This is a genomic window from Flavobacterium ardleyense (assembly GCF_033547075.1).
In the GTDB taxonomy this organism is placed as follows: domain Bacteria; phylum Bacteroidota; class Bacteroidia; order Flavobacteriales; family Flavobacteriaceae; genus Flavobacterium; species Flavobacterium ardleyense_A.
Map to the genome: position 1 here is coordinate 2722696 of NZ_CP137891.1, position 18595 is coordinate 2741290.

The window sequence follows — 18595 nt, forward strand, 5'->3', positions numbered from 1 at the left end:
AAATAGCAATTTTCAATTCTGTAGCTACCGAAAGAGGAATGACGCCTTTTTTCGGTAGAAAAAGATTGGTGGGTTAGTAGAACCTTAGAAATCATCTTTCAAATGGAAATTGCAAAACATCTAGTTTTCAAAGGTGGTACGTCTTTAAGCAAAGCTTGGAACTTAATTAATAGATTTTCTGAAGATATAGATCTAGCCATAAATAAGGAGTTTTTCGAAGGATACCAAAACGAACTTTCAAAAACTCAAATTAATAAGTTGAGAAAAGAAGCGGGAACCTATACCTCAGAAACATTTTTTCAAGAACTTAAAGAAGAGTTTCATAAAAAAGGTTTTACAGATCTTAAGTTCTTAGCGATAGATTCGAAAGAAAGTGACCAAGATCCACGAATTATTGAGATTTTTTACCCTAATATCATTTATCAATCTTCACAATACCTAAAACCACGTGTCCAAATAGAAATTAGCTGTAGATCATTGAGAGAACCATTTACAGTCAAATCATTTGGCTCGTTGGTCGATGAAATGTATGCTGACAAAGAATTTACAATTCCTCTATTTGATGTGCCAACGGTAAATCCAGAACGAACGTTTTTAGAAAAATTATTTCTCTTACACGAAGAGTTTCATCGACCAATAGAAAAAGCACGCGTCGATAGATTAAGTCGCCATCTTTACGACATATATTATTTAACTAAAGCAGGAATTGCAGAAATTGCCATAAATGACAAAGAACTATATGAAACCATTGTAGCGCATAGATACAAATTTACTAGTGTCGCAAAGGTAGATTACAATCTTCATAATCCTACTACAGTTAATCCTATTCCAACTGACGAACAAATGTTGGAGTGGAAAGCTGATTATGCCAAAATGATGTCAGATATGATTTATGAAGATGAAAAGCCATCTTTTGAAAATCTGATTGATAACTTAATTGAATTGAGAAGTAGACTGCAAGGGTTAGATTGGCATTTTGAGTTAAAATTTTAATCTTTAATTGTAAATTTATAATCTAAATTCTAATAAGATTCTTTTTTAAGCAAAAATATATGTCGCCTCTTAATTTTTTGCTTTGCGCAAATTTCTACCGTAAATAAATAATTTTTAAACGGCTGATATTCTTTAAATAAAATTCAATTAGAATTTTTCGTCACTTCAAACAACTTCCCATCAATTTGAAAAATAAATATCTTTCAAAGACCAATCCCCTAGCCCGGATAGGAACGGCATCCTTTTTCTTTTTTTCTTAGAAAAAAGAAAAAGATATAGTGGATAGCCGGAAAAAGCTCCAAAAAAAAATTATCATCCTTATATAAACACTTATTTTGAAAACAATTTTGATTAGGACTCGGACTTGTGAAATAAACGGCTAAATGTTTCAAAGGATTTTGTAATTTAGCCACGCGCAAAAAAAAGTGCTTTAGAAATTAATAAATCGACATTTTTACTACTATAATATGGACATCAACTTCAACAAAAACGAAGATCACAACAAATTGCTACTGTCAGACCTTAAGCGAAATATTGCTCGAGTGAGTCTAGGTGGCGGCGAAAAAAGAATTGCTAAACTGCATAGTCAAGGAAAAATGACTGCTCGTGAACGCATCGATTATTTACTGGATCCGAAGTCGAAAAGCATCGAAATTGGGACTTTTGTGGGTGAAGGAATGTACAAAGAACACGGCGGATGCCCTTCTGGTGGTGTTGTGATTAAAATAGGATATGTAAAAGGCCGTCAGGTAATTGTGGTGGCGAATGATGCGACGGTGAAAGCGGGCGCGTGGTTTCCGATTACTGGAAAGAAGAATCTTCGTGCGCAAGAAATTGCAATGGAAAACCGACTTCCGATTATTTATCTTGTAGATAGCGCGGGTGTTTACCTACCGATGCAGGACGAAATTTTCCCTGATAAAGAACATTTTGGACGAATTTTCCGTAATAATGCGATTATGAGCAGTATGGGAATTACTCAGATTTCGGCAGTTATGGGAAGTTGTGTTGCCGGTGGCGCGTACCTTCCTATTATGAGTGACGAAGCGTTAATTGTGCAAGATACTGGTAGTATTTTCCTTGCGGGAAGTTACCTTGTAAAAGCTGCAATTGGCGAAACTATTGATAACGAAACTCTTGGTGGCGCGGTGACTCACTGCGAAATCTCTGGAGTTACAGATTATAAAGCACTAAATGACAAGGATGCTCTGGACAAAATCAGAAATATCGTTGACAAAATGGGCGACTACACAAAAGCTGGTTTTAGCCGAATTAAAGCTGAAAAACCTGCGTTGAAAGAAGAAGATATCTACGGAATTCTTCCGAAAGCTCGTAATGAGCAGTATGATATGATGGAAATTATTAATCGCTTGGTTGATAATTCGGAATTTGAAGCCTACAAAGAAGGATACGGACAGACGATTATTACTGGCTATGCTAGAATTGACGGTTGGGCTGTTGGAATTGTTGCAAATCAGCGAAAAGTTGTAAAAACTAAAAATGGTGAAATGCAGTTTGGTGGCGTAATTTATTCGGATAGCGCGGATAAAGCAACTCGTTTTATTGCAAACTGTAATCAGAAGAAAATTCCTCTTGTTTTCGTTCAGGACGTGACTGGTTTTATGGTTGGGTCTAAATCTGAACACGGTGGAATCATTAAAGATGGTGCAAAAATGGTGAATGCTGTAAGTAATTCGGTTGTTCCGAAATTTACGGTAATCGTTGGAAATTCTTATGGAGCAGGAAATTATGCAATGTGTGGAAAAGCCTACGATCCTCGTTTGATTTTTGCGTGGCCTAGTGCTGAACTTGCAGTTATGGGTGGAACTCAGGCGGCAAAAGTATTGGCTCAAATTGAAGCTTCGTCGCTTAAAGCGAAAGGTGAAGTAATTGATGAGGCAAAAGAAAAAGAACTTTTTGACAAAATTAAAGCTAGATACGACGAGCAAGTTTCTCCTTATTATGCTGCATCAAGAATTTGGACCGATAATATCATCGATCCTCTTGATACTCGTAAATGGATTTCGATGGGAATCGAAGCTGCAGACCACGCTCCTATTGAGAAGAAATTTAACCTAGGGGTTATTCAAGTATAATTTTTAAGATTTAGCAAAATGGTTAAATTCCTGCTCTGCGCGATTGGTTTGTTTTCTGTAGGTTCAATTTCTGCACAAGAAAATTTTAGCCGAAAAGACAGTCTAATTGGTGGATTGCGCGCTGAGCGTACTTCCTACGATGTGATGCATTATGATGTGAATCTGAAAGTAATTCCATCGGAGAAGAGCATTGCAGGATTTAACGAAATATCTTTTAAAGTTTTAAAACCAACTTCAAAAATTCAAGTAGATTTATTTGAAAATATGAAAGTTGACAGTATTACCTATAATAATAAACCGCTTCGTTATCGTCGAGATTTCGGAGCGGTTTTTATTTATTTTCCTGAACAGCTTGTTGCCAATTCAGAAATTCAGAAAATAAAATTCTACTATTCAGGAAAACCGATTGAAGCGGTTCGTGCTCCTTGGGACGGCGGTTTTGTTTGGAAAAAAGACAATAACGGCAATCCGTGGATGGGCGTTGCGGTGCAAGGAACTGGAGGAAGTCTTTGGCTACCGGTGAAAGATTCTCAGAGTGACGAGCCTGACTTTGGCGTAAGCCTAAAAATTGCAGTTCCTGATGGATTAATGAATGTTTCGAATGGGAAATTTGCAGGAAGCACTAAACTTTCTGACGGATATACAAGATGGGATTGGGAAGTTAAAAATCCAATCAACGCTTACAATATTACTTTGAATGTGGGCGACTACGTTCATATTCACGATCAACTTGATGATCTTTCTTTGGATTATTATGTACTTCGCGACAACGAGTTTATTGCAAAACAACATTTTAAAGAAGATGTAATTCCGATGATGGAATGCTTTCAATCGAAGTTTGGAAAATACCCTTTTCCTGAAGATGGTTATAAATTAGTAGAAAGTAGCTATTTGGGAATGGAGCATCAAAGCGCTGTGGCGTACGGAAATAAGTTTGAAAAAGGTTATTTGGGTGGCGATATTTCGCAAACTGGAATTGGACTTTTATTCGACTTCATAATCATTCACGAGACTGGCCACGAGTGGTTTGGAAATAGCATTACTAGTAAGGATATTGCGGATATGTGGATTCACGAGTCATTTACAACTTACAGCGAATCAGTTTTTGTGGAATGTCAATATGGTTACGAAAAAGGTCAGGAGTATATAAATGGACAGAAAAGAAATATTGTAAATGACAAACCAATTATTTCGGCTTTTGGCGTAAATACTAAAGGTTCTGGCGATATGTATTATAAAGGTGCGTTGATGCTAAATACTCTGAGACACGTTGTAAACAATGATGTGAAATGGTGGGCAATGCTCAAGAAATATTCTGAAACATACCGACACAAAATCATTGAAACCAAAGATGTTGTCGATTTCTTTAATGCCGAAATTGGGATGAATCTCACTCCTGTTTTTGATCACTATTTACGAACTACAAAAATTCCGTATCTGTCTTTGAAAGAGGAAAGAAATAAACTTGTTTACAATTGGGAAAATGTGGAAGATGACTTTAATCTTCCAATCGACATAACGATTAAAAAGAAGAAAATCAGAATTTATCCAACTTCAAAAGAGCAAACTTTGAAAGTTGGAAAGTTTGAGATTGAAGATGTATCGGTAAATACGAATGACTTTTTGATTTTGTTGAAGTAGCTGATTGAGATTGAGGCATAGGAATGATATTGAGGTTTGCAGCAAATACACGAGCTAGTAAATAACTTAGAATAACTAATAAATATATGCTAAAATCGGTTAGTTTCAATTAGCCAAAAATAAAAATGCAAAACACAATACAAACACTTGACCAATTATCTGAATTAATTGAAAATGATTCCAATACTCATAAGTTACGAGATATTGCAAAGTTATTTGTGGGTAGTATGATCGATTGGCCAACTTACAATCAAACTAGAATTTTTGATTTTATTTCAGAACTAAAAGATTTCTATGGTTCTGATTTATCTCCAGACATGATTGCTGCTAAGACGATTGATTTTAAGACTGACGGCAATGTTTGGAAAAACGAATCAGGCAGCTCTATCGCCGATATGATTGATTTATCAACTATTTAATATGGAGAATCTAGTTTTGATAAAATAATCCAGACTATTTTAAACTACTATTCAGATTTAGATTTGCAAGCAAAAAACCTTTATTAAACTATTTTTTACTGTATAGATATCGCTTTAGACCAGAATTTAATTCTGATAAACTTCTAATCAAAATTTTACTGGCGTAGAAAATGAGGAATTCATTTCTGATTTTTTTGAAACAATTAAAGAAATCACTCTAAAATAACTGATCTTAAAGATTTGTGGATGAATGACGAAGTCCTTTTAGTCGTAAATTCTGAAATGGGTAAATTTATTTTTTTAAAGGATATTTGGGACCTATCCTTATTGATGGCTGCTTACAATCAAGAATGTCTTTATAAAATAAATTCATAACTAGAAAATTCAAAAAATTTGAAAAACAAGAATTTGATCTTGAGGATTATAAACAAAAATAGAATTAAACGTTGACAAGATTCCATTTAATACAAACCAAATTCTCAAAGTTGGAAACCCTGAAATTGAAGTTGTCTAGGAATAACTATATTATTTTACTTCTGCTCCAAAACCTCCGCCAGAGTCTCTCTTCTTCTAATTTTCCCCGATCCAGTCTCCAAAAAGTGTGGATGGAAAAAGATCTCCCTCGGCTTTTGATATTTGTCCAAATTTTCAAAATCATTTGCATCGATTTCATAGCGATCCCCTTCAATAACAAGCCCTAACTTTTCGCCCAATAATTCATCTTCAATTCCGATAACAAAAAATCTAGCTTTAATCTGATCGGCAAGTTTGGCTTCGATAGTTTCAGGAATGAGTTTTATTCCCCCACTATTTACAATATTATCAAGACGTCCTAGAAATATAAATTCGCTTTCGCTTATAATTTCAACAACATCATTAGTGCAAAATATCTCAGCGCTAATTCTAGCAGCACTAATGCAAAGGCAATTATTTTCATCTTTTGACACCGTAACATTTGGAAGTACTTTAAAACTCTCCTCTCCCACTCTTTTTGCTGCAATATGCGTGATAGTCTCTGTCATACCGTAGGTTTCGTATGCGTGAATGGGTAATTTCAGCAAAATATCTTCAAGAGGTTTACTAATTTTTTGACCTCCGATAATAATTTTCTTAATGTTGCAAAGTTTGTCTATAGAGCCCATTACTTGAAGAGGTACCATCGCGGCAAAATCATATTTGGTATCGTTATTTTGTAATGGATGCGAACTTGGCGCTACAAAATCCATATCAAGACCTAAAATAAAACCTCGTACCAACTGCATTTTTCCAGCTATAAATCTGACAGGGAGGCAGTGTAACACTTTATCACCTGGACGCAAATCAAAGAAATCGCCAGTTGCAAGAGCCGAATTAACCATCGCCTGCTTATCAAGTCTTACTATTTTTGGATCTCCTGTGGTGCCTGAAGTCTGTAATTCAATATAATCATTGGCATCAAACCATTCGTAAATAAAATCTCCCACGGCTTTCTCAAAATCGTCACCTTCTTTGATAAAAATACATGCCTCTCTAATAAGGTCAGCTTTACTAAGTGCAAACCCGTTTAATTTAAATGCTCGATGTACTTGGGTGTAGGTAACTTCAGCTTTAGTAGTTGTCATCATCATTTTTCAATTTTATTTTACCAAAAAGCTTTTCAGACCAAGATGTCCAACCATACTTTTTACTAAAGATAAATAAAAGTATCGGAAAAATGACAAAGACGGGAAGTATCACATCAAATCCTGCTGTAGGAGTTGATAGATCTCGCAATATAGAATTTGTTTGAAACGCTGACCAATCTGATGTTATCAGCAATGCACTGACTAAATTATTGGCAGCATGAAATCCTAAACTTAGCTCGATACCTTCGTCCATAAGCGTTAGAATCCCTAAAAACAAACCTGTCCCAATATAGTAAATCATAATAATGTAGCCCATTTTGCTTACCTCAGGATTTGCAATATGCATAAGTCCAAATATTAAGGAAGTCATCAATAATGGAAACCATTTATTTCCTGATAAAATTCCGAACCCTTGCATCAGATATCCGCGGAAAATATATTCTTCACTACTTGTTTGAATTGGTATCATAATAATAGCAATTACTGCTAAAATTAGAAAAGGTACAAGTTGAAAATTAACTTGATAATTTTCTGGCTCCATAAGATAGTCGGCTGCGGTGACAATTAGTAAGAAAGCTGCCCACACTAAGAATGCAAAAAATATCCTTGACCAATCAATTTTTTTTCTACTTGTGGTAAGATTAATAATACTCTGCTTATGAATTACTCTCTGCCAACCAAATAATGCTACAAGCGCAAAAACGAATGACAACAGCAACAAAAATAAAGTTAAATTTGAATCTAAATACTTTGTTACTTGTTCATTGGAGGTTGGAAAAGCATCTCCCGTTGAAAAACTTTTAAAAAGTAACGCCACAATCAGTGGAAGCTGCCCTATAAAAGATGCAGCAATTACTACCACAGAACCTAGTAAATACTTCCAAAATTTATTTTCTCCGTTAACCGCTTGTTGTATAAACATGTATAAAAAATTAACTATTAGTAACTAATTAGATTTAAATGGCCAAAGCCAAAATGGTAAAAAGGTAAAAGTATTCAAAATTGCTTTAATTTGTAACCCAATAATATCCTAAAACTATGATTCAAATTTTCCACAATCCTCGTTGCTCAAAATCACGCGCCTGTGACAGCTTTCTATTAGACTTAAATCAGCCCTACGAAATAATTCGATATTTAGACAATCCACTAAACTTTGAAGAATTAAAAGCTCTTCTCAAAAAACTTGAGATTCCAGCAGAAGAATTAATTCGCAAAAGCGAAAAGATCTGGATAGAAAATTATAAAAATCAAGTTCTGAGCGAAGATGAAATAATTACTGCAATGGCAAATTGTCCAATTCTCATTGAACGTCCAATCATTGTCAATGGAAACCGCGCTGTAATTGGGAGACCCCTTGAAAATATTGACAAGATCCTCTAAAAACTTGGAGTTTTAACTTCTATTTGGGACAGCTAAAGTACTGTAATGGCTATTTTTGGCGCTCTCAATTATTATAAAAACTTTATTAATGAATCTAACAAAATTCACATTCTTAGCTGCTCTCCTTCTGCTCAGCTTTCAGCTATTTGCTCAAAGGCCAGACGTTGCTAAAGTAAATGTAACCGGCAAAGTTGTGGAGCAAACCACAAAACAACCACTCGGATATGCAACTGTAACCCTCTTTAATGTGGGTAGTAAAACTCCCGTTACTGGTGGTCTTACTAATGATCAGGGAGAGTTTGAACTCCAGGTAGCAAAAGGTACTTACGACATAAGCGTCGAATTTATTTCTTTTCAAATCGTTGATTTCAAAGCGCGCAAAATTGACGGAAACACAAACTTAGGTACAATCAGCCTTCGCGATGATGTTACCCAATTAAGTGAAGTCGTTATTAGAAACGAGACCACTGCCATAGACATTAAACTTGACAAAAAAGTATATAGTATTGGGAATGATTTGATGGTAAAAGGTGGCACAGTGAGTGATGTCTTGGATAATATTCCGTCTGTCACTGTAGATTCTGATGGAGCCATCAGCCTTCGTGGAAATGAAAGTGTAAGAATTCTGATTGATGGGCGACCATCCACTGCAATAAATGTAGCTGAGGCGCTAAAGATGCTGCCTGCAGATGCTATTGACAAAGTGGAAGTAATTACCAATCCATCTGCTCGTTACGACTCCGAAGGTGGAGCTGGACTTCTGAACATCATTTTGAAAAAAGGAAAAAGAGATGGATTTAATGGAACTGTGATTGGAACTGTAGGTGATCCAGAAAATTACGGGCTTTCGGCGAATCTTAACTTTAGAGATACTGAATTCAACCTTTTCACTAGTACCGGTTATAGTTATAGAACAAGTAAAGGAAACAGCCGTACTGAGACAGAATATCTAAATCCAGACGGAAGCGTTAGAAACTACATCACAGATAGACGTACAAATGAACGCCTAAACAAAGGGTACAATTCAACAATTGGTCTTGAGTGGTTTCTCGCCGATAAAACAATTTGGACAAACTCATTAAACGTTCGTGAAAGCAAAGGTTCAAATCCCGATGATGTCTTTTATGACAATTACGACGCTGCCAAGAATTTTCAATTTACAACAGCTCGATTCAACGATTCTTATAATGATGATTATAATTTGGAGTACGCTACCAATTTCGAAAAGAAATTTAGCAAAGAAGGACACATTTTCACACTTGATGGATCATTTTCCAAAGAAGGTGACAAAGATAATTCCGAAATAAATTTTGGCTCCGAAACTACTTTTAATCATCAGACTGAAAGCAGAAATTCTATTAAGGCCGACTATGTTTTGCCAATAGGAGAAGACAGCAAGTTTGAGGCAGGCTATAAAGGTGATTTTAATAAGCTATATACTATCTACAAGGTTGATACACTTGATATTTCAAACAACACCTATAGCAGCGACAATCGGTACAGCAATACTTTGGAGTACAAGGAGAACATTAATGCTCTGTACACTCAATTTGGAACTAAATTCAATAAATTTTCAGTCCTTCTAGGTCTAAGATATGAAGATACAAAGGTAAATATCAATCAGATTACAAGTTCAGATTATAATACAAAAACGTACCGTGACTTTTTCCCGAGCGCGTTTTTAACCTATGAAATTTCAGAAAAATCAAGTACATCTCTTAGTTATAGCCGTAGAATTTCTAGACCGCGAGGACGTTTGATCAATCCATTCTCAAACTATTCAAGTAATATTAATTTATTTAAAGGAAATCCGGATCTCAATGCTTCTTATACAGATGCCATAGATCTTGGATATTTGCACCGTTGGGACAAAGTTACCTTTAGCACTTCGGTCTATGTCAATAAAACTGATCAATCTGTGCAGTTTATCCGTACAGAATCGGGCGACTTTGTAAGTACTGATTCAGAAAACAGCGGAATCTTGACGCCAGTAATTATCACCACTCCTATAAACCTTGCAACAAGTTTGCGTTATGGATTTGAATTTTCGTTAAACTATACACCTTTCAAATGGTGGAGACTTAATTCAAATTTCAATTTATATGGCAATGATACCAAAGGTGATTATACGTACACCGACTTTAATGGTCTAGAAGTAACACAAAATTTTGACAATGAAGCCATTTCTTGGTTTACCAGAATGAGTTCAAAAGTTACTCTACCTTATAAGGTCGATTGGCAAACAACATTTAATTATTACGGGCCATCAACTACTGCTCAAGGTAAAAGTTACGGAATTGCTGTTCTCAATTTAGCTTTTTCTAAAGATTTCTTAAACGAGAAAGCAACAGTTTCCTTAAATGTAAGTGATTTGCTCAACACTCGTAAAAGAAGGTATGACACCAATATATTGAATGTATTGAACTCAGAATCAGAGATGCAGTGGCGCACCAGAACAATTATGATGTCATTGACATACAGATTTAATCAGAAAAAGACAGATCGTCAAAAAGTTAAACCACAGTCAAATGATAATGGTGGAGAGGAATTTCAAGGATAATAAGCATAAAAAAAGGAAACCAATTAGGTTTCCTTTTTTTTTATCAGATTAAATTTAATTAAAGCTGATTTTCCTGTTCTAGTTTTTTCTTCGCTCTTTTCTCTTTGTAAAGTTCATAGCTAGCACCGCCAACCCAGTAGGTTACGAAACCAACCACAAAGAACATTACCCAGAATCCCATCGTTAAGACGGTAAGGAATACTAAAAAACCTAAGTACTGTTGAAATTCAAACATGTTTTCCGGAGTTTTTGAATTATAGGCAAATGTAAGCGTTATATTATTTCTTAGCAATTAAAAAGCACAATCATTTTTATAGATTCTTAATTATATGTAAATTTGAACAAGCATTTTTTGGAGCTATTTCCTGCTATCCGCTGTATCTTTTTCTTTTTTCTAAGAAAAAAAGAAAAAGGATGCCGCTGCTAGCAGGGCTAGGGCTTTACGTTATAACACAAAATTTTGAAATTAATATAAAATCTATCTAATAATGGAATACAGAATTGAAAAAGACACCATGGGTGAAGTGCAGGTACCAGCAGTTAAATATTGGGGTGCACAAACAGAACGTTCACGCAATAATTTCAAAATAGGACCATCGGGCTCCATGCCTCGCGAAATCATCCAAGGATTTGCCTATCTAAAAAAAGCTGCAGCTTATGCAAATCATGATTTAGGTGTACTTTCTATCGAAAAAAGAGATGCTATCGCAGCCGTATGCGATGAAATCTTAGCAGGAAAACTTGATGATCAGTTCCCATTAGTTATTTGGCAGACTGGCTCAGGTACACAAAGTAATATGAACGTTAATGAAGTGATCGCAAACCGCGCACAAGTACTAGCAGGTTTCAAAATTGGCGAAGGCGAAGCAGTTGTAAAAGCAAATGACGACGCTAACAAATCTCAATCTTCCAATGATACTTTCCCAACAGGAATGCACATCGCAGCCTACAAAGCAGCGGTCGAAATCACAATTCCAGGAGTAAAACAACTTCAAAAAACACTAGAACAAAAAGCTGAAGAGTTTAAAAACATAGTAAAAATTGGCCGTACGCACCTGATGGATGCAACACCATTAACACTTGGACAAGAAATTTCTGGATATGCAGCTCAATTAAAATACGGAATCAAAGCACTTGAGAATACCCTTCCTCACCTATCCGAACTTGCTCTTGGTGGTACAGCGGTAGGAACTGGATTGAATACTCCAGAAGGCTATGACGTAAAAGTTGCTGCGTACATTGCTGAATTTACGGGACTTCCTTTTATTACAGCTCCAAACAAATTTGAAGCACTAGCAGCTCACGATGCAATTGTTGAATCTCACGGTGCCCTAAAACAACTAGCAGTTTCATTAAATAAAATTGCAAATGATGTTCGTATGCTTGCTTCAGGACCACGTTCTGGAATTGGCGAAATCATTATTCCAGCAAATGAGCCAGGATCTTCTATTATGCCAGGAAAAGTAAATCCTACGCAATGTGAAGCCCTAACCATGGTTTGTGCGCAAGTTATCGGAAATGATATGGCAATCGCCGTTGGAGGAATGCAAGGTCAGTATGAATTGAACGTTTTCAAACCAGTAATGGCGGCAAACTTCTTACAGTCGGCTGAATTACTTGGTGATGCTTGTGTATCTTTTGATATCCACTGTGCACAGGGAATCGAACCAAACCACAAACGTATCAAAGAATTGGTAGACAACTCATTGATGCTTGTTACAGCTCTTAACACAAAAATCGGTTATTACAAATCAGCAGAAATCGCTCAAACAGCACATGCCAACGGAACAACTCTTAAAGAAGAAGCAGTTCGCCTTGGATATGTTACAGCAGAAGATTTTGACGCTTGGGTAAAACCAGAAGATATGGTTGGAAAGATTCAGTAAAACCCCTAATATGTTATAATTCCTCAGCCGAAATAATTCAGTTTATTTCGGCTGAGTGTTTTTTAGGGAAGATAGGAAGATTGGAAGATAAGATGATTGGGAGATTGGAAGATATGATGATAAGAAGATTGAACGACTCTTTAGAGTTTTTTACGAAAACGAAATGCAGATAATGTACAAAAAAAGTGTGTAATTTAAAATTACGACAAAAGAACTTAAAGATTTATGAACTTTGCATTAGAGCAAATTGCAGAATTATTGTTAACTATAGCAAATTTTCATAATATTCTATGCCTCTTTGTACCGACAGCAGAAAAACTATTTTTATCCTATCGAACAATCAAATAAAAATTAAACGACTTTTAAAGATGGGAGGGACGATGCCAAGTACTAAATCAGTTTTATTTTTAATGGGAGCTGTGGTGATGAGGAAAATTTTTATGTCCTATATTTTTCAAGTAACGGTTTTTAGAGCTGTTAAAAAATAAAGAAGGATATTCACAATTCACTACCGCTACAAAAAATCAATATTACCGGTACAGACAAGGCATGCCTTGTCTCAACCAACAATCACTATTTTTTTATCAAAATAGATTAAAAACAAAAAACCCCGTTCGTTAGAACGGGGTTTTTAAAAAGAAAGGCGACGACATACTCTCCCACATAACTGCAGTACCATCTGCGCAGGCGGGCTTAACTACTCTGTTCGGGATGGGAAGAGGTGAGCCCCGCCGCAATAACCACCTTAAGTCGTTAGTTGCTTTGGACAACTTGCTTACATATAACAGTCAACTGTGGACTGATAGCTGTAAACTAATATTATTAACACACTGGGATAAAGAAATATACTATTTTGTAGAAGAAAGTCGCCCCTTGCCTATCCGAAGACCGGCAAGGAGGAGTATACAAGCTTACGGGTTATTAGTACTACTCGACTATGACATTACTGCCTTTACATCTATAGCCTATCAACGTGGTCATCTCCCACGACCCTTAAAAGAAATCTCATCTTGTGGTGGGTTTCGCGCTTATATGCTTTCAGCGCTTATCCCTGCCAAACGTAGCTACTCTGCGGTGCCCCTGGCGGGACAACAGATACACCAGCGGTTTGTCCAACTCGGTCCTCTCGTACTAGAGTCAGATCCACTCAAATTTCTTGCGCCCGCAGTAGATAGAGACCGAACTGTCTCACGACGTTCTGAACCCAGCTCGCGTGCCACTTTAATGGGCGAACAGCCCAACCCTTGGGACCTTCTCCAGCCCCAGGATGTGACGAGCCGACATCGAGGTGCCAAACCCCCCCGTCGATATGAGCTCTTGGGGGAGATCAGCCTGTTATCCCCGGCGTACCTTTTATCCTTTGAGCGATGGCCCTTCCATGCGGAACCACCGGATCACTATGCTCTACTTTCGTACCTGATCGACCTGTATGTCTCTCAGTCAAGCTCCCTTATGCCATTGCACTCTACGCACGGTTACCAAGCGTACTGAGGGAACCTTTAGAAGCCTCCGTTACTCTTTTGGAGGCGACCACCCCAGTCAAACTACCCACCAAGCAATGTCCCCCGGATTCCGGGGTTAGATCCTAGATAAGCAAAGGGTGGTATTTCAACAATGACTAACCAACGCCTAGCGACGCTGGATCGAAGTCTCCCACCTATCCTACACATCACTTATCCAAGACCAATACTAAGCTATAGTAAAGGTGCACAGGGTCTTTTCGTCCCACTGCGGGTAAACGGCATCTTCACCGTTACTACAATTTCACCGAGCTCATGGCTGAGACAGTGTCCAGATCGTTACACCATTCGTGCAGGTCGGAACTTACCCGACAAGGAATTTCGCTACCTTAGGACCGTTATAGTTACGGCCGCCGTTTACTGGGGCTTCAATTCAATGCTTCTGAGTTACCTCATGACATCTCCTCTTAACCTTCCAGCACCGGGCAGGTGTCAGGCCCTATACTTCATCTTACGATTTTGCAGAGCCCTGTGTTTTTGATAAACAGTCGCCTGGACCTCTTCACTGCGGCCAGCATTGCTGCTGGCGACCTTTCTCCCGAAGTTACAGGTCTATTTTGCCTAATTCCTTAGCCATGAATCTCTCGAGCACCTTAGGATTCTCTCCTCGACTACCTGTGTCGGTTTACGGTACGGGTACTAATAACCTGAAGTTTAGAGGTTTTTCTTGGAAGCCCTTAGGCGCACTATCTCGTTGTCCGAAGACTCTGAGTACTATCGTATTTCCCCAAGCCGCGTGGATTTGCCTGCGCAGCTTATAGGTAGGTACTTCAACGAACTATTCCGTCAGTTCGCGGCGCTTTCATCACTCCGTCACCCCATCACAGTTATCAGTAGTACGGGAATATTAACCCGTTGGCCATCGACTGTCCCTTTCGGGTTCGCCTTAGGTCCCGACTAACCCACAGCTGATTAGCATAGCTGTGGAAACCTTAGTCTTTCGGTGAGGGGGTTTCTCGCCCCCTTTATCGTTACTTATGCCTACATTTTCTTTTCTAACCGGTCCAGCATGTCTCAAGACACACCTTCAACCCTGTTAGAATGCTCCCCTACCACTTACGAAATAAATCGTAAATCCATAGCTTCGGTAATATACTTATGCCCGATTATTATCCATGCTCGTCCGCTCGACTAGTGAGCTGTTACGCACTCTTTAAATGAATGGCTGCTTCCAAGCCAACATCCTAGCTGTCTGGGCAGACAAACCGCGTTCTTTCAACTTAGTATATATTTGGGGACCTTAGCTGATGGTCTGGGTTCTTTCCCTCTCGGACTTGGACCTTAGCACCCAAGCCCTCACTGTTAGTGAACATTATATAGCATTCGGAGTTTGTCAGGAATTGGTAGGCGGTGAAGCCCCCGCATCCAATCAGTAGCTCTACCTCTATATAACTTTATAACTAACGCTGCACCTAAATGCATTTCGGGGAGTACGAGCTATTTCCGAGTTTGATTGGCCTTTCACCCCTACCCACAGATCATCCCAAGACTTTTCAACGTCAACGGGTTCGGTCCTCCATTTAGTGTTACCTAAACTTCAACCTGTCCATGGGTAGATCACACGGTTTCGCGTCTAACACTACTGACTAAAGCGCCCTATTCAGACTCGCTTTCGCTACGGATCCGTGGCTTAACCACTTATCCTTGCCAGCAACGTTAACTCGTAGGCTCATTATGCAAAAGGCACGCCGTCACCCCACGAAAGGGCTCCGACCGCTTGTAGGCGTATGGTTTCAGGATCTATTTCACTCCGTTATTCACGGTTCTTTTCACCTTTCCCTCACGGTACTGGTTCACTATCGGTCTCTCAGGAGTATTTAGCCTTAGCGGATGGTCCCGCCAAATTCAGACAGGGTTTCACGTGCCCCGCCCTACTCAGGATACCACTATTCATTACATTTATTACCCATACGGGACTATCACCCTCTATGGTGTCACTTTCCAGTAACTTCCGGTTCTGCATGCATAAAATGTCGTGGTCCTACAACCCCAATATTGCCGTAACAACATTGGTTTGGGCTAATCCGCGTTCGCTCGCCACTACTTACGGAATCACTTTTGTTTTCTTCTCCTCCGCCTACTTAGATGTTTCAGTTCAGCGGGTTTGCTCTCCATTCGGAGTGACATGTCTTCAACATGCCGGGTTGCCCCATTCAGGTATTTACGGATCAATCGATGTGTGCTCGTCCCCGTAACTTTTCGCAGCTTATCACGCCTTTCATCGCCTCTGAGAGCCAAGGCATCCCCCATACGCCCTTATTTTGCTTGTATAATGTACATCAAGATAAATCTTGTGTACAAATAACTACAATTAACTTGTAGTATATTTTTCTTTCTACTTATTTTGTATTTCTTATCCCAATATGTCAATGAACTTTGATCCGTATGAAGATGTCTGTATTAAGTAGCAAGACTTACGTCTTAATACTTGATACTACCATCTTGATACTATCTTGTGGAGAATAACGGAGTCGAACCGTTGACCTCCTGCGTGCAAGGCAGGCGCTCTAGCCAGCTGAGCTAATTCCCCTTTTTTAGTATTTTAGTTAACAGTTTACAGTTAACAGTCTCTAAAAACGGTTAGCTTAACCTCTAAAATTTCCTTTTTTTTCTTTAAGCATAACAGTATCTTCAATCGCGCTTGCTTTTGAAAAAGTAGTCCCGGGCAGACTCGAACTGCCGACCCCAACATTATCAGTGTTGTACTCTAACCAGCTGAGCTACGAGACTCTGTTTTATTTTTGCTTAAAAAATGTAATAATATGAACCAACAGCGAGAGTAAGTGATTAAACACTTCGATATATAAGACTTTGTGTCTTTTTGTATTCTCTAGAAAGGAGGTGTTCCAGCCGCACCTTCCGGTACGGCTACCTTGTTACGACTTAGCCCTAGTTACCAGTTTTACCCTAGGCAGCTCCTTGCGGTCACCGACTTCAGGCACCCCCAGCTTCCATGGCTTGACGGGCGGTGTGTACAAGGCCCGGGAACGTATTCACCGGATCATGGCTGATATCCGATTACTAGCGATTCCAGCTTCACGGAGTCGAGTTGCAGACTCCGATCCGAACTGTGACCGGTTTTGTAGATTCGCTCCTGGTCGCCCAGTGGCTGCTCTCTGTACCGGCCATTGTAGCACGTGTGTAGCCCAAGGCGTAAGGGCCGTGATGATTTGACGTCATCCCCACCTTCCTCACAGTTTGCACTGGCAGTCTTGTTAGAGTTCCCGACATGACTCGCTGGCAACTAACAACAGGGGTTGCGCTCGTTATAGGACTTAACCTGACACCTCACGGCACGAGCTGACGACAACCATGCAGCACCTTGTAAATTGTCTTGCGAAAAGTCTGTTTCCAAACCGGTCAATCTACATTTAAGCCTTGGTAAGGTTCCTCGCGTATCATCGAATTAAACCACATGCTCCACCGCTTGTGCGGGCCCCCGTCAATTCCTTTGAGTTTCAAACTTGCGTTCGTACTCCCCAGGTGGGATACTTATCACTTTCGCTTAGCCACTGAGTCTTGCAACCCAACAGCTAGTATCCATCGTTTACGGCGTGGACTACCAGGGTATCTAATCCTGTTCGCTACCCACGCTTTCGTCCCTCAGCGTCAATATAGTAGTAGTAACCTGCCTTCGCAATTGGTATTCCATGTAATCTCTAAGCATTTCACCGCTACACTACATATTCTAATTACTTCCTACTAATTCAAGCCCTGCAGTATCAACGGCCATTTCCCGGTTGAGCCGGGAGATTTCACCGCTGACTTACAGGGCCGCCTACGGACCCTTTAAACCCAATGATTCCGGATAACGCTTGGATCCTCCGTATTACCGCGGCTGCTGGCACGGAGTTAGCCGATCCTTATTCTTACGGTACCGTCAGTCTGGCTCACGAGCCAGGGTTTCTTCCCGTATAAAAGCAGTTTACAATCCATAGGACCGTCATCCTGCACGCGGCATGGCTGGTTCAGACTTGCGTCCATTGACCAATATTCCTCACTGCTGCCTCCCGTAGGAGTCTGGTCCGTGTCTCAGTACCAGTGTGGGGGATCTCCCTCTCAGGACCCCTACCCATCGAAGTCTTGGTAAGCCGTTACCTTACCAACTAACTAATGGGACGCATGCTCATCTTTTACCGATAAATCTTTAATTAAATCTTGATGCCAAAACTTAATACTATAAGGTATTAATCCAAATTTCTCTGGGCTATCCCTTTGTAAAAGGTAGATTGCATACGCGTTACGCACCCGTGCGCCGGTCTCAAAAAAGCAAGCTTCTTCTACCCCTCGACTTGCATGTGTTAAGCCTGCCGCTAGCGTTCATCCTGAGCCAGGATCAAACTCTTCATCGTATAATTTTAATAACTTGTACAATAAAAACTCAAAGCTCGTTCTTATATTCTAACGTATTCTCTTCTTACTCTCTCTTAAATCACTCTGAAAATTGCTTCTCAAAATGTTGCTGTCAATTCAATATGTCTATGAACGTGTCTTCT

At 39.0% G+C, this 18595-nt stretch carries 10 protein-coding genes, 2 tRNA genes and 3 rRNA genes; 7 read left to right on the plus strand and 8 right to left on the minus strand.

Going from position 1 to position 18595, the window contains the following annotated elements; translation table 11 throughout:
- Positions 1–102: 102 nt before the first annotated feature.
- The 4 genes from SBO79_RS11880 to SBO79_RS11895 all read left to right on the plus strand — a co-directional run bounded on the left by SBO79_RS11880 (position 103) and on the right by SBO79_RS11895 (position 5149).
- Entirely contained in the window at positions 103–993 is an 891-nt protein-coding gene (locus SBO79_RS11880; RefSeq protein ID WP_318640617.1) for a nucleotidyl transferase AbiEii/AbiGii toxin family protein, read from the plus strand.
- A 467-nt stretch (positions 994–1460) separates the two neighbouring features.
- A complete protein-coding gene (locus SBO79_RS11885) occupies positions 1461–3089 on the plus strand; it encodes an acyl-CoA carboxylase subunit beta (RefSeq protein ID WP_318640618.1) in 1629 nt (542 codons plus the stop codon).
- Between the two features lie 18 nt (positions 3090–3107).
- Positions 3108–4730 carry a M1 family metallopeptidase gene (locus SBO79_RS11890; protein WP_318640619.1) on the plus strand — a complete coding sequence of 541 codons (1623 nt, stop codon included), beginning with the start codon at positions 3108–3110 and terminating at the stop codon, positions 4728–4730.
- Between the two features lie 125 nt (positions 4731–4855).
- On the plus strand, positions 4856–5149 hold the full coding sequence (locus SBO79_RS11895) for a hypothetical protein (RefSeq protein ID WP_318640620.1): 294 nt from the start codon (positions 4856–4858) through the stop codon (positions 5147–5149).
- Positions 5150–5679: 530 nt separating this feature from the next.
- Here SBO79_RS11895 and SBO79_RS11900 read toward each other — a convergent pair.
- Together SBO79_RS11900 and SBO79_RS11905 are read right to left on the minus strand one after the other, a co-directional pair.
- Positions 5680–6756, minus strand: a complete 1077-nt coding sequence (locus SBO79_RS11900) for an AMP-binding protein (protein WP_318640621.1) — start codon at positions 6754–6756, stop codon at positions 5680–5682.
- Positions 6737–7675, minus strand: coding sequence for a CPBP family intramembrane glutamic endopeptidase (locus SBO79_RS11905; RefSeq protein ID WP_318640622.1), 939 nt, complete (start codon positions 7673–7675; stop codon positions 6737–6739). Before SBO79_RS11905 ends, SBO79_RS11900 begins: the two co-directional genes overlap by 20 nt.
- Before the next feature lie 116 nt (positions 7676–7791).
- Between SBO79_RS11905 and arsC the strand changes: the two genes are divergently transcribed.
- On the plus strand, positions 7792–8133 hold the full coding sequence (arsC, locus tag SBO79_RS11910) for an arsenate reductase (glutaredoxin) (protein ID WP_318640623.1): 342 nt from the start codon (positions 7792–7794) through the stop codon (positions 8131–8133).
- An 88-nt stretch (positions 8134–8221) separates the two neighbouring features.
- Positions 8222–10693, plus strand: a complete 2472-nt coding sequence (locus SBO79_RS11915; RefSeq protein WP_318640624.1) for a TonB-dependent receptor — start codon at positions 8222–8224, stop codon at positions 10691–10693.
- A gap of 58 nt (positions 10694–10751) precedes the next feature.
- On the opposite strand, the gene SBO79_RS11920 is transcribed toward SBO79_RS11915, so the two are convergent.
- Positions 10752–10928, minus strand: a complete 177-nt coding sequence (locus SBO79_RS11920) for a hypothetical protein (RefSeq protein ID WP_318640625.1) — start codon at positions 10926–10928, stop codon at positions 10752–10754.
- Between the two features lie 253 nt (positions 10929–11181).
- Here SBO79_RS11920 and fumC point away from each other — a divergent pair, with 253 nt between their 5' ends.
- On the plus strand, positions 11182–12579 hold the full coding sequence (gene fumC / locus SBO79_RS11925) for a class II fumarate hydratase (RefSeq protein ID WP_318640626.1): 1398 nt from the start codon (positions 11182–11184) through the stop codon (positions 12577–12579).
- Positions 12580–13217: 638 nt separating this feature from the next.
- Here fumC and rrf read toward each other — a convergent pair.
- The 5 genes from rrf to SBO79_RS11950 all read right to left on the minus strand — a co-directional run bounded on the left by rrf (position 13218) and on the right by SBO79_RS11950 (position 18451).
- Positions 13218–13327: ribosomal RNA gene (gene rrf / locus SBO79_RS11930) — 5S ribosomal RNA — on the minus strand.
- 153 nt (positions 13328–13480) lie between these two features.
- Positions 13481–16370 (minus strand): 23S ribosomal RNA (locus SBO79_RS11935).
- Positions 16371–16555: 185 nt separating this feature from the next.
- Positions 16556–16629: transfer RNA gene (locus SBO79_RS11940), tRNA-Ala, on the minus strand.
- A gap of 126 nt (positions 16630–16755) precedes the next feature.
- Positions 16756–16829: transfer RNA gene (locus tag SBO79_RS11945), tRNA-Ile, on the minus strand.
- Between the two features lie 104 nt (positions 16830–16933).
- A 16S ribosomal RNA gene (locus SBO79_RS11950) occupies positions 16934–18451 on the minus strand.
- The 16S, 23S and 5S rRNA genes sit together here with 2 tRNA genes alongside, the layout of an rRNA operon.
- Positions 18452–18595 lie beyond the last annotated feature (144 nt).